General features: G+C 65.3%; 13 protein-coding genes. 8 read left to right on the forward strand and 5 right to left on the reverse strand.

What is annotated here, in order from left to right; all coding sequences use genetic code 11:
• Nucleotides 1–13: 13 nt before the first annotated feature.
• The 7 genes from E5X34_RS06215 (at nucleotide 14) to E5X34_RS06245 (ending at nucleotide 7514) form a co-directional block, all read left to right on the forward strand.
• Nucleotides 14–499 carry a DUF1772 domain-containing protein gene (locus E5X34_RS06215; protein ID WP_292562274.1) on the forward strand — a complete coding sequence of 162 codons (486 nt, stop codon included), beginning with the start codon at nucleotides 14–16 and terminating at the stop codon, nucleotides 497–499.
• 76 nt (nucleotides 500–575) lie between these two features.
• Nucleotides 576–1655: a class I SAM-dependent rRNA methyltransferase gene (locus E5X34_RS06220; protein ID WP_292562275.1), complete on the forward strand. Its 1080-nt coding sequence runs from the start codon at nucleotides 576–578 to the stop codon at nucleotides 1653–1655.
• 1 nt (nucleotide 1656) lies between these two features.
• Complete coding sequence (locus E5X34_RS06225) at nucleotides 1657–2514, forward strand: RNA methyltransferase (RefSeq protein ID WP_292562276.1); 858 nt, start codon at nucleotides 1657–1659, stop codon at nucleotides 2512–2514.
• Between the two features lie 10 nt (nucleotides 2515–2524).
• Complete coding sequence (gene lspA, locus E5X34_RS06230; RefSeq protein ID WP_292562277.1) at nucleotides 2525–3013, forward strand: signal peptidase II; 489 nt, start codon at nucleotides 2525–2527, stop codon at nucleotides 3011–3013.
• A gap of 54 nt (nucleotides 3014–3067) precedes the next feature.
• Nucleotides 3068–4057, forward strand: a complete 990-nt coding sequence (locus E5X34_RS06235; protein ID WP_292562278.1) for an MDR family oxidoreductase — start codon at nucleotides 3068–3070, stop codon at nucleotides 4055–4057.
• A gap of 112 nt (nucleotides 4058–4169) precedes the next feature.
• Nucleotides 4170–6443 carry an ATP-binding protein gene (locus tag E5X34_RS06240; RefSeq protein ID WP_292562279.1) on the forward strand — a complete coding sequence of 758 codons (2274 nt, stop codon included), beginning with the start codon at nucleotides 4170–4172 and terminating at the stop codon, nucleotides 6441–6443.
• Nucleotides 6444–6638: 195 nt separating this feature from the next.
• A complete protein-coding gene (locus E5X34_RS06245) occupies nucleotides 6639–7514 on the forward strand; it encodes a GNAT family N-acetyltransferase (RefSeq protein WP_042641035.1) in 876 nt (291 codons plus the stop codon).
• Between the two features lie 99 nt (nucleotides 7515–7613).
• Here the strand turns inward: E5X34_RS06245 and E5X34_RS06250 are convergent, their stop codons facing one another.
• Together E5X34_RS06250 and grpE are read right to left on the reverse strand one after the other, a co-directional pair.
• On the reverse strand, nucleotides 7614–8246 hold the full coding sequence (locus E5X34_RS06250; RefSeq protein WP_042641034.1) for a trimeric intracellular cation channel family protein: 633 nt from the start codon (nucleotides 8244–8246) through the stop codon (nucleotides 7614–7616).
• Between the two features lie 124 nt (nucleotides 8247–8370).
• Complete coding sequence (grpE, locus tag E5X34_RS06255; RefSeq protein ID WP_042641032.1) at nucleotides 8371–9003, reverse strand: nucleotide exchange factor GrpE; 633 nt, start codon at nucleotides 9001–9003, stop codon at nucleotides 8371–8373.
• 218 nt (nucleotides 9004–9221) lie between these two features.
• Between grpE and E5X34_RS06260 the strand changes: the two genes are divergently transcribed.
• Nucleotides 9222–9422 (forward strand): hypothetical protein, encoded by a 201-nt coding sequence (locus E5X34_RS06260; RefSeq protein WP_292562280.1) that lies wholly within the window; start codon nucleotides 9222–9224, stop codon nucleotides 9420–9422.
• Between the two features lie 35 nt (nucleotides 9423–9457).
• Here the strand turns inward: E5X34_RS06260 and E5X34_RS06265 are convergent, their stop codons facing one another.
• The 3 genes from E5X34_RS06265 to E5X34_RS06275 all read right to left on the reverse strand — a co-directional run bounded on the left by E5X34_RS06265 (nucleotide 9458) and on the right by E5X34_RS06275 (nucleotide 12581).
• Nucleotides 9458–10078 carry a DJ-1/PfpI family protein gene (locus E5X34_RS06265; protein ID WP_292562281.1) on the reverse strand — a complete coding sequence of 207 codons (621 nt, stop codon included), beginning with the start codon at nucleotides 10076–10078 and terminating at the stop codon, nucleotides 9458–9460.
• 192 nt (nucleotides 10079–10270) lie between these two features.
• Nucleotides 10271–11878 carry a GMC family oxidoreductase N-terminal domain-containing protein gene (locus E5X34_RS06270; protein ID WP_292562282.1) on the reverse strand — a complete coding sequence of 536 codons (1608 nt, stop codon included), beginning with the start codon at nucleotides 11876–11878 and terminating at the stop codon, nucleotides 10271–10273.
• Between the two features lie 163 nt (nucleotides 11879–12041).
• Nucleotides 12042–12581 (reverse strand): DUF934 domain-containing protein, encoded by a 540-nt coding sequence (locus tag E5X34_RS06275; RefSeq protein WP_292562283.1) that lies wholly within the window; start codon nucleotides 12579–12581, stop codon nucleotides 12042–12044.
• Nucleotides 12582–12651 lie beyond the last annotated feature (70 nt).

A 12651-nucleotide genomic window follows, 5' to 3' on the forward strand; every position in this document is an offset into this window, starting at 1 on the left:
CGTTGTGCCCATCATGGAGATGCGCGGTTTCCTGTTGTTCTGGTCTGTGCTGACCGCTTTCGTCGCGGCGCTCAGCCTTGGCCCGTCTTTTGCCCATGTGCTGGAATCGCTGCCCAGGCTGACGAAATGGTCGCCGGCGTTGTGGCGCGAGGCGACGGTCTTCAACGGCCAGTTCGTGCTTTTTGCCGTGATCGGAGCACCGCTCGATATCGCCGCGATCCTCTGTCCGGCGCTTCTCGCCTGGATGCTGCGCGGCCAGGCGGGCGCGTTCTGGTTCGTGCTCGCCGCCACGCTGCTCTACGCCGTTTCGCTGGCGCTCTGGTTCGGTCTCGTCAAGCCGGCCAACGACGTTCTCGCGACCTGGGCGCCAGGACCGATCCCGGACAATTTCGAGGCCGTCCGGCTGCGTTGGGAAACCGGCCACATGGCTGTGGCCGCGGCGAAGGCGCTTGGCTTCATTTCGCTTTGTTTCGGCTTGCTCACGGTTCGGCACGGTTGATGGTCTCACCCGCTTTTGTTGCGCCGATGGGCTTAGCTGTGGCAGAAGCGGGCCGAACCGCCGGAGATGATCCTTCTTGAAATCTTTTCGCGACAAACGCCGCGATAATCGACCGCAGCACGCGAGGCCGGAACAGGCCCGCCCGCGGGACGCGTTCCCGGCCGGCCGGCCGCAGGCGGCCGCCGAGCGCCGCGAAACGAGACCGGCTGACCGGCAGGAAGCCAAGCCGGCGCCGCGCGTGCTTGCGCGCCGCGAGGGCTCCTTGCCCGCCGAGCGCCTGCCGCTTATCCTCGAAGTCGCGCCCAACGCCGACTACGCGCTGCTGGACAGCGGCGCGGGCGAAAAGCTCGAGCAATACGGCCCCTATCGCATCGTGCGCCCCGAGGGCCAGGCGATCTGGCAGCGCGCCCTTCCGGCAAAGGAATGGGAGCGCGTCGACGCAATCTTCACCGGCGACACCGACGAGGAAGGCATCGGCCGCTGGCGCTTCCCGAAGGCGCCACTCGGCGAGACCTGGCCGATGAAGCATGACGGCATCGACTATCTCGGCCGCTTCACCTCGTTTCGCCATGTCGGCGTCTTTCCGGAACAGGCTTCGCATTGGGATCATATGGCGGGGCTGATCGCGGCGGCGAAGCGGCCGGTCAAGGTACTGAACCTCTTCGGCTATACGGGGCTTGCCTCGCTGGTGGCCGCCCGCGCCGGCGCCGAGGTCACTCATGTCGATGCCTCGAAGAAGGCGATCGGCTGGGCGCGCGAGAACCAGGAGATGGCCGGCCTCGGCGACAAGCCGATCCGCTGGATCGTCGAGGACGCGGTGAAATTCGCCGAGCGCGAGGAGCGCCGCGGCAGCCGCTACGACATCGTGCTGTTCGATCCGCCCGCCTATGGCCGGGGCCCCAAGGGCGAGGTCTGGCAATTGTTCGAGGACCTGCCGGGCCTCACCGACCTCTGCCGCTCGATCCTGACGCCGAAGCCGCTGGCCGTCGTTCTCACCGCCTATTCGATCCGCGCCTCCTTCTTCGCCATCCATGCGCTGATGCGCGATACCTTCGCCGGCATGGGCGGCACGGTCGAATCCGGCGAATTGATCATTCGCGAGAAATCCGCCGGCCGCGCGCTGTCGACCTCGCTGTTCTCGCGCTGGGTGGCTTGAAATGAACGCACATGACGGCGCTCGCCCTGTCGGGCAGGTCAAGGAAGTCACCAGCCTTGCCAATCCTCTGGTCAAGGACATCAAGGCGCTGGCGCTGAAGAAGTTCCGCGACCAGCAGAACGCCTTCATGGCCGAGGGCCTGAAGCTGGTCATCGACGCCCTCGACCTCGGCTGGTCGATAAGGACCCTGGTCTTCGCCAAGGCCGGACGCGGCAACGCCGCCGTCGAAAAGGTTGCCGCGCGGACCGTCGCCGCCGGCGGCACGGTGCTGGAGGTCTCCGAAAAGGTGCTGGCCGCCATCACCCGGCGTGAAAATCCGCAAATGGTGGTCGGCGTCTTCGCCCAGCAGACCGTGCCGCTGAAGGATATCCGCGCCAGGGACGGCGATGTCTGGGTGGCGCTCGACCGCGTCCGCGACCCCGGCAATCTCGGCACCGTGATCCGCACCATCGACGCCGTCGGCGCCAAGGGCGTCATCCTGGTCGGCGACACCACCGATCCGTTCTCGCTGGAGACGGTGCGCGCCACCATGGGCTCGATCTTTGCCGTGCCGGTCGCGAGAGCAACCGAGCAGGCCTTCCTCGCCTGGCGGCGCGATTTTTCGGGGCTGGTCGTTGGAACGCACCTCAAGGGCGCGGTCGACTATCGGTCCGTCGATTTCTCCAGGGGGCCGGTATTGCTGCTGATGGGCAACGAGCAGCAGGGTCTGCCCGACAGCCTCGCCGAGAGCTGCGACCGGCTGCTCCGGATCCCCCAGGCCGGCCGCGCCGATTCGCTCAATCTGGCGGTCGCCACGGGGGTGATGCTGTTCGAGATAAGGCGCGGCGCGTTGAAGCTCGACGCCACCGAGACGCGGTGAGGACTGATAAGTGAAATCCTGGTCCCCTTATGCCCTGCTGGTCGCGATCGCCATTGCGCTCGACCAGTGGATCAAGCAGCTGGTCGAGAACGGTCTCGCCTTTCAGGAAAAGGTCGATCTCCTGCCCTTCCTGGCGCTGTTCCGCACCTACAACACCGGCATCGCCTTCTCGATGTTCCAGTCCTTCGGCGATACCGGCCTTGTGGTCATCGCCGTGCTGGTCGTCGCCTTCGTGCTCTATCTCGCCACGCGCACCCCGGCCGGCCATGTCGTCGCCCGCATCGGTTTTGCGCTCATCATCGGCGGCGCGCTCGGCAACCTCATCGATCGCGCTGTTTTCGGGCACGTCATCGACTACATCCTGTTCCACACGCCCGTCTGGTCCTTCGCGGTGTTCAATCTCGCCGACGCGTTCATTTCGGTCGGCGCGGCGCTCGTGGTCTTCGACGAGCTGATCGGCTGGGGCCGCGAAGCCAAGCCGCAGGACCCCGGCAATTGACCTCACGCGGTTGAAGCCGCAGAGTTCTCACCAGCCAGAACCGAGGAGAAAACCGTGACCGACACCTTCAAAGCCATCCTCGTTTCACGCGATGCGGACAAGAAGCAGTCCGTCGATGTCGTCGACCTCACCGAGGCCGACCTGATGGAGGGCGATGTCACCGTCGCCGTCGAGGCGACGACGGTGAACTACAAGGACGGGCTCGCCATCACCGGCAAGGCGCCGGTCGTGCGCCGCTGGCCGCTGGTTCCAGGCATCGATTTCGCCGGCACCGTGATCTCCTCTTCCCATGCCGACTGGCGCAAGGGCGACAAGGTTATTCTCAATGGCTGGGGTGTCGGCGAGACGCATTACGGCGCCTATGCCGGCCGCGCCCGCGTCAACGGCGACTGGCTGGTTCCGCTGCCCGAGGGCATGAGCGCACATGACGCGATGGCCGTCGGCACGGCTGGCTACACGGCCATGCTCTCCGTCATGGCGCTGGAGCGCCACGGCATCGTGCCGGATCGCGGTCCGGTGGTGGTGACGGGCGCGGCCGGCGGCGTCGGCTCGGTCGCCATCTCGATCCTATCGAGCCTCGGCTACCACGTCATCGCCTCGACCGGCCGCAACGCCGAAAGCCCCTATCTCATCGACCTCGGCGCGGCCGAAGTGATCTCGCGCGAGGAGCTCAGCCAGCCGGCGAAGCCGCTCGCCAAGGAACGCTGGGCGGGCGGCGTCGATTCGGTCGGCAGCCATACCTTGGCCAATGTCCTGTCGATGACCTCCTATGGCGGCGCGATCGCCGCCTGCGGCCTTGCCGGCGGCATGGACCTGCCGGGAAGCGTCGCGCCCTTCATCCTGCGCGGCGTCTCGCTGCTCGGCATCGATTCTGTGATGGCGCCGAAGCCAGTCCGCCTGGAGGCATGGCGCCGCATCGGCGCCGACCTTGACCTGAAGAAGCTGTCGACATTGTCACGCAGCATCGGTTTCGACGGCATTGTCGCCGCCGCGCGCGACATCGTCGAAGGCAAGGTCCGGGGCCGCGTCGTCGTCGACATGTAGCCGGAGGTCGCGGTTCCGCCAGCGCCCGCAGCGCGGCCGGAATCCGCGCAATCGCTAAAATTCGAACGATCCGCCCCAGTCTTCCATAATTTCTGTCTGGCATGGTCTGCGCATGGTCGCGGACTCCCACATCAGGCAGGACAGCAAAGCCGCGGGCGCTGACAGGCCCGGCGCGCCGAAGCGGCAGGTGCTCGTCGCGCCGCCGCTGGCTCCCGACTTGCCTGCCGCCAGCCACGAAGGCCTGCCTTTCCTGACGATCGTCGCCATCGTCGTCCTGGCCGGGCTGGCGCATCTCACCGGGGCGCCGATCATCGTCACCATCGGGCTCGCCGCCGTGGCCTTCGCCGGCCTTGCCATGCATCTGCGCAACCGCCGCGACGAGCGGCGCACCGCGGCGCTTCTCGACGAGACCGCCGCCCGCAGCCGCGCCGAGATCGAGACCCTCGCCGATCGCATGTGGGAGATGCAGGAGAGCGAGGAGCGCTTCCGCGGCCTGATCGACGCGCTCGGCGACCTCGTCGTCCATCGCGATCGCGACGGCCATATCGTCTATGCCAACAGCGTCTTTGCCTCGCTTGTCGAGGTCGACCCTCGCAATCTCGCCGGCAAGACCCTGTCGGACCTTGGCATCGACGTCGGCATCGTTCCCGACGCCGCCTTCTCCGACCATGAATGCCTGAGCTCCACCGATGTCGCGATCCGCACGCCGAACGGCTCGCGCTGGTTCTCCTGGATCGAATTGTCGGTGCGCGACAAGGATACCGGCGCCGTCTCGCATCGGGCGATCGCGCGCGACATCACCGCCCGCAAGCGCGCCGAATCCTCGCTGATCACCGCGCGCGAGCGGGCCGAATATGCGAGCCAGGCCAAGTCGCGCTTCCTCGCCACCGTCAGCCACGAGATCCGCACGCCGATGAACGGCATCATGGGCATGGCGAAGCTGCTTGCCGACACCGACCTGTCGCCGGAACAGCGGACCTATGTCGGCGCCGTTTCCACCTCGGCCAGCGCGCTGCTCGCGCTCATCGAGGACCTGCTCGACTATTCCAAGATCGAGGCCGGCCGCTTCGAGCCCGAGCCTCAGCCGACTTCGCTGCGCGAAATCGCCGACAACATCATCGAACTTCTGGCCGCAAAGGCCTTCGCCAAGAATATCGGCCTCGGCTGCCATGTCGAGCCCGACGTGCCGCAGATGATCACGGCTGACCCCGGCCGCCTGCGCCAGGTGCTGCTCAACCTCATCGGCAACGCGGTGAAGTTCACCGATACGGGCGGCGTGCTGCTCACCGTGGCGCGCGCCCGCACCGAAACCAGCGATTGCATCTGCTTCACCGTCGCCGACACCGGCCCCGGACTGCGTGAAGAGGACATGGAACGCATCTTCGAGGAGTTCGAGCAATCCGACGGCACCTCGACCAGGGTGCATGGCGGCGCCGGCCTTGGCCTTGCCATCTCGAAGCGGCTGGTGACGGCGATGGGCGGCACGATCTCCGTTTCGAGCCGGCTCGGCGAAGGCTCGGAATTCGTCCTGGAGATCCCGGCGGTCGCCGCGACCGAGCCGCCGCCGCACCGGCACAACATTCTCGCCGACCGGCGGGCGGTGATCGTTTCGAAGAACGCCATCGAGGCCGATGCCATCGCCCGCGCCATCAGGGCCTATGGCGGCATCGTCGAGGTTGCGGCGACGCCAGGCCAGGCCGCTCCATTCGCTGCCGGCTGCAACGTGCTGCTGGTCGACGCCGCGCTCGAAAACAGTGACGGCAGGTTGCTCAAGCGGTTGCGCGACTCAGGCTTCCCCGATTGTGAAGCCATCACCCTGATCGCGCCGACGGACCGGGGCATGCTCGGCGAATTCCGCGCCAGCGGCTACGCCACCTTCCTCGCGAGGCCCGTGCGCGGCGAGACCCTGCTGCGGCTGCTGTTGACCAGCCATGGCTCCGCGCTCACCCAGCCGCAGCCGGAGCCGCGCGGCGCCGCCTCGGTGCGCAAGCGCGATCAGGGCCTGTCGGTGCTGATCGCCGAGGACAATGACATCAACGCCATGCTCGCCCGCGCCACGCTGCTCAAGGCAGGGCATCGCGTCAAGGTCGTCGGCAACGGCAAGGCCGCGGTCGATGCCGTTACCGACGCCGGCCTCAAGTTCCGCTTCGATGTGGTGCTGATGGACCTGCACATGCCTGTTATGGACGGCCTGGATGCGATCGCCGCCATCCGCCGCCATGAAGAGTCGCTCGCCATGCCGCCGATCCCGATCATGGTGCTTTCGGCCGACAGTCAGGAAAAGACCCGGCATGCCGTGCTCGCCCATGGCGCCAGCGGCTTCGTGACCAAGCCGCTCGACCCGGACGCGCTCGTCCAGGCGGTTGAGGGCCAAGTCGCCGCCTGACGAAATTTTGAACCCTTGAAAGCCACGCATCGCCTGGCTTTCGCGACCGTAAGATAGCCGGTTGAGGGTATTGTCCAGCCGACAAAGTATTGCCCGCTACGTCGTATCACGGTAGTGTCACAATCCTGTTGCACCTACACCGTATCCCCGTGCCAAGAGGGATGGCTCGAAGGAGAATCACTCGTGCATACAGTCATGCCTGAATGTGACACTCGGCCGAATGCCGGCGGCGCCCTGCTCGCTGCCCGCACTGCCGACGCCGTCGCAAGCGGCGCTCCGCTGGGCCGTATCGGCAACCTCGAAGTGCGGCTCGCCCGCAACGAGGCTGAGATCGCCGCCGCCCAGGAAGTCCGCTATCGGGTATTTTATGACGAGCTTGGCGCGAGGAAGGACCTGTTCCAGGCGCAGGACCGGCGCGATGCCGACCGTTTCGACCCGCTCTGCGATCACCTTCTCGTGTTGGACACGTCCCTTCCCGGCCCCGAGCACCGCCGCATCGTTGGCACCTATCGCCTGCTGCGGCAGGAGATAGCCGCGACCGCTGGCGGCTTCTATTCCGAGGGCGAGTTCGAGCTCACCAAGCTGATCGCGCGCCATCCCGGCCAGCGCTTCCTCGAGCTCGGCCGCTCCTGCGTTCTGCCCGAATATCGTTCCAAGCGCACCATCGAGGCGCTGTGGCAGGGCATCTGGGCCTATATCAACCATTACGGCATCGGCGTGATGACCGGCTGCGCCTCTTTCCACGGCATCGTGCCGGCGGCGCATGCCGAGGCGCTGACCTATCTTGCCCATCATTGCCGCACCAATTCCGCCTGGGATGTCCGCGCGGTACCGGGGCGCTACTGCTCGATGGACCTGATGCCGATCGAGGCGGTGAACACCAAGGCGGCGATCGCCGCCATGCCGCCGCTGGTCAAGGGTTACCTGCGCGTTGGTGCCCGCATCGGCGACGGCTGCGTCATCGACCACGAATTCTCGACCGTCGACGTCTTCGTCGTCATGCCGGTCAAGGAGATCGGCGCCCGCTATGTCAACTATTATGGCGGCGAAGGGCAGCGCTTCGCGGCATAGCGAATAGCGAATAGCGAATAGCGAATAGCGAAAGAAATACCCAATCTTGGGTTGGTCACCACAGCCCTATTCGCTATTCGCTATTCGCTACTCGCTCTTTTACGGAATATCTTCCGGCCTTCGCCCCGGCCGACTCCGATAGGCCGCAAACGACCAGCCGAATTTAAGCGCCCCGCCGCGCACCACGAACGCGCCCGCGAAGCCGAGCAGGCTGGACGCCAGCGTCGGCAGGCCGGCAAGATCGCCAAGGGTGAAGATCGCGGCGCCGGCCAGGGCGGCCGTGACATAGATTTCGGGCCTGAGCAGCACCGAAGGCTCGCCGGCAAGCAGGTCGCGCAAAATGCCGCCGGAGGTCGCCGTCAGCACGCCCGTGATGACCGACACGACAGGCGAACCGGTGATCGCCAGCCCTTTGGCCGCGCCCATCACCGAGAACGCGGCAAGCCCGATGGCATCGAGCCAGAGCAGCAGCTTGTAGCGGGATTCGAAGCGGTGGGCGCTGAAGAAGACCAGCACCGCGACGACCGCGCAGATCAGCACATAGCCGCTGTTGGCGACCCAGAATACGGGCAGGTTGAGGATGACGTCGCGCAGCGTCCCGCCGCCGATGCCGGTGATGCTGGCCAGGAACAGGAAGCCGATGATGTCGAGCTGCTTGCGCGATGCGGCAAGCGCGCCCGTCGCCGCGAAGACGGCGACGCCGGCATAGTCGAGCAAGGCGATGGGATTCAAGGACATAGGGGAGTAGGGCAGTAAGGGAGTAGGGCAATAGGGGGAAATTGAATAGCATAGAACCGCGTGAAAGTACGGTTTCGCTCCCCTACTCCCTTACTGCCCTACTCCCTTACTCCCCTAATTAAGCATCCTTCTCGGCCTGCTCGTTCACCGGACCGGGCTCGACCTTCGCCTCGGCGGTTGCCTTCGGGCCACCCTTGGCGACACCGACCATCGCCGGCCGCAGCACGCGCTCGCCGATCGAATAGCCGGGCTGCACCACCTGGACGACGGTGCCGGCCGGGACTTCCGGATTGGGCACCTCGAACATCGCCTGGTGGAAGTTCGGATCGAACTTCTCGCCTTCGGGCGCGAGTTTCTTCACGCCGTGGCGCTCCAGCGCCGAAAGCATGGCGCGTTCGGTGAGGTCGACACCCTCGATAAGCGCCTTGAAGCCGGCATCGCCGGAGGCCTTGGCCTCGGCCGGAATGGCATCGAGCGCGCGGCGCAGATTGTCCGATACAGACAGCATGTCGCGCGCGAAATTGGCCACCGCGTAAGTGCGCGCGTCATGCACGTCGCGCGCGGTGCGCCGCCGCAAATTCTCCATTTCGGCCGCGACGCGCAACGCGCGGTCCTTCAGTTCCTCGTTTTCCTTCAGCAGCCGCACGAGCGCTTCATAGTCGCCGTCGACGCCACCTTCCGCACGCTCGCCGGAAGCCTGGGTAGCTTCCATATCTTCGGGCGTGCGTTCGTCTTTTGCCTGGTCGCTCATCGCCGTTTCCCGTCATTCGGATTGGTCTGGATTTGCGCCCGATATCGAGGTTTGGAGGCCAAAAATCAAGGGGTAAGCGCTCGCGGCGGATGTCGAGCCATCATTCCAAATTAATTCAAATTTTACCGTATCACGCGGCTTTGCTTGCCCTCGAATGCCGTTGCGGGAACCATAAACGGGCTGGAGGAGTTTCGAAGCCGACACAGGATTTTGGGACGATGAACGGCAACAACGGCAACCGGCGCGCCGCATTGGCCAACGATATCAGGCGGCAGGCAGGCAGCGAAGCGACAAAGCGCTTTCTGCGCACCTTGCCGGCATTTCGCTTGGAAAAAGAGGTGCCTCGGCGGCTGAGCGACCTGCTTGACCGCCTGGACGCCGCGGATGCCAGGAAAGCTGGCGGCGAGCGGCGTCGATAGCCGCGCGCCGCGGTTAGAGCAACTCCGGGAAAAGTTCAGGCCGCCTTTCGGTCGTCGCGCATCAGCGCTTCGCCGTGGCTGATCTCCGTGCCGAGCACCTTCAGGCATTCCCGCATGAAAGCGGCAAGGCCCGGCCAGCCTTTCGCCGACACCAGATTGCCGTCGACATGCGCGCCGGTCGGGGCGACGTCGACATAGAAACCGCCGGCAAGCGTCACTTCCGGCTCGCAATACTGCAGCGCCGCCACTTTCTTGCCGCGCACCACGCCGTCGACCGCGATCAGGATCTGCACGCCGTGGCAAATGGTGAAGATCGGCTTGCCGGTCTCATGGAAATGCCTGACCAGCGCCTGCACGCGCTTGTCGATGCGGATATATTCCGGTCCGCGCCCGCCGGCCGCGTATACCGCGTCATAGTCGGCCGGATTCACCTCGGCGAAGGTCTTATTGAGGATGTAATCGTGGCCGAGTTTTTCGGTATAGGTCTGATGGCCTTCGAAGTCGTGCAACGAGGTCTTGAGCACGTCGCCCGCCTTCTTGTCCGGGCACACGACATGGACGGTGTGACCGACCGCGTGCATGGCCTGTTCAAAGACGAAAATCTCGTACTCCTCGCTGAACTCGCCAACGAGCATCAATATCTTCTTGCCGGCCATGCCGTTCCTCCCTTAGCTGGCTATTTATTTCGGGGTGCAAAATAATAACGCCATCCTAAGATGAGGACGGCAAAAGGGGAAGCGCAAATCGCCAAATTGGTCTGACCAGATGGATTCGATCCTATCGGCAGGCGTGCCAGGCGACATCGCCGCGACAGAACCGAAGACGTTGGTCCGACCAAGAACAGACGATCAGACCGCAGCCCGGATCATATCCGCGGCCTTCTCGGCAATCATGATCGTCGGCGCATTGGTGTTGCCGCCGATCAGGGTCGGCATCACCGAGGCATCGACGACGCGCAACCCTTCCAGCCCGCGCACCTTGAGCTGCGGGTCGACCACGGCCATGTCGTCGACGCCCATCTTGCAGGTGCCGGCCGGGTGGTAGATCGTGTCGGCGCGCGCCCTGATATGCGCCATTAGCTCGGCATCGCTCGAAGCGCCGGCGGTGTAGATTTCCTTTGCGCGATATTTCGCCAGCGCCGGCGCCTCCAATATGGCGCGCATCTTCCGCACGCCCTTGAGCAGAAGCTCGGCGTCGCGCTCGTCCTCGAGGAAGCGCGGATCGATGCGCGGCGCCGCCAGCGGATCCCGGCTCATCAGACCCACCTCGCCGCGCGAATGCGGCCGCAGCACGCAGACATGGCAGGAAAACCCATAGCCCATATGCAGCTTGCGGCCATGGTCGTCGACGATGGCGATGCAGAAATGCAATTGCAGGTCGGGACGCTCGATCGCCGGATCGGATTTGAGGAAAGCGCCGCCCTCGGCGTAAGGGGTGGCGATCATGCCGGTTCCGTCCTTGCGCCAGCGCAGCATGTGCCGGATCAGGCCCGGCATGCCGCTGAGGCCGATGCCCATCAAATCCGTCTGCCTGGACTTCCAGGCGAGGATGAAATCGAGATGGTCCTGCAGGTTCCGACCGACGCCCGGCAATTCGTGGACAAGCGGAATGCCGTGCGCCGCAAGCTCGACCGCCGGTCCGATGCCCGAGAGCAGGAGCAGCTGCGGCGAACCGAACGCCCCGCCGCAAAGAATGACCTCGCGCCTGGCTTCCGTCACGGCCTCGCTCTTCCCGCGGCGGTAGTGCACGCCAGTGGCCCGCCTGCCGTTGAGCACCACGCCCGTCGCATGCGCGCCGGTGATCACCGTGAGGTTCGGCCGGTTCATCGCCGGATGCAGATAGGCCGCCGCCGCCGAGCAGCGCTCGCCATTGCGGCGCTCGCCCCAGAACTGCGTCACCTGATAGAGGCCGGCCCCTTCCTGCTCCGGCCCGTTGAAATCGTCGTTCAGCCTGATCTGGTTTTCGCCGCAGGCGTCGACGAAGGCCCTGGAGATCGCACGCGGCTCCTGCTGCTCGCAGACCCTCAGCGGTCCGTCGCCGCCATGCAGCGCGTCAGCCCCGCGCTGGTTGCCTTCGGCGCGCCGGAAATAGGGCAGCACCTCATCCCACGACCAGCCGTCGCAGCCAAGATCGGCCCATTCGTCATAGTCGCGGCGGTTGCCGCGCGTGTAGAGCATGGCGTTGATAGCGCTGGAGCCACCCAACGCCTTGCCACGCGGCTGGTAGCCCCTGCGTCCGTTGAGACCTTCCTGCGGTATTGTCTGGAAGCCCCAGTTGTTGATCTTCGGCCGTCCGGGCAGCAGCGCGATGATGCCGGCCGGGGCGCGGATCAAGAGATCCTTGCCGGCGCCTCCCGCCTCGAGCAGGCAGACCGTCTTCGATGGGTCCTCGGAAAGTCTCGCGGCAAGCGTCGAGCCGGCGGAGCCGCCGCCGGCAATCACATAGTCGTAGCGCATGGTTCCCTCCCAGCGGATCTTTCCGTCCGTTGTCTGGAGAGAATGCCTGCCGAAGCGCCTTGTAAAGATGCCGCTGCGTCAGCCAGAGCATGATCCCGAACCGAGGGTTCGGAAAGATCATGCTCCGACAAAGGACTGGATCAGGATGACGGTCAGCCAGACGTTATTCTGATCCAGCGCGCTTGCGCCGCCAGGAATATTTCGGACCCTTGGGCTCCGGCTCCACGGCCGGCTGGTAATAGACCGGCAGGCCGCCCGTGCGCCCCTCCTCCAGCCGCTTCAACAGCACCGGATTGGAGACCTCGAACTCATCGAAGCCGAGCCGCAGCATATGCGGCAGCTGGTCGACCAGCACCTGGCCGGTGGCGCGCACCGCGCCCTTGAAATGATGCCGGGCGCGCAGCAACTCGCCCTTGGAAAAGGAGCGGCCGTCATTGAAGGCCGGGAAGGCGAGCGCGACCAGCGACAGCTGATCCAGCAGGCCGGTTATCTTGTCGAGCTCATCGCCGGGCTGCAGCAGCACACCGAGGCGCTCCTTGGCTGACTTGCGGATTTCTTCATCCAGCCCGAGAAAAGCCTGCAACGGCAGGATGAAGCGGCCATTGCCGGCAAGCGCCTCGGCGCTTTCGGCATGCGTCCACTCGTCCTCGCGAAAACCGTTCGGGGTCCAGAGGCGGGTCCCCGCCGTCGTCGATCCAGTCATCAAAAATCCTAAAGTCCCAAAGATTCGAAGGATATGTCGAGATTCAGGTCAGGCCGAGCCGAAAATGGTG

Origin of the sequence: Mesorhizobium sp., assembly GCF_004963255.1 — a bacterium.
Lineage (GTDB): Bacteria > Pseudomonadota > Alphaproteobacteria > Rhizobiales > Rhizobiaceae > Mesorhizobium.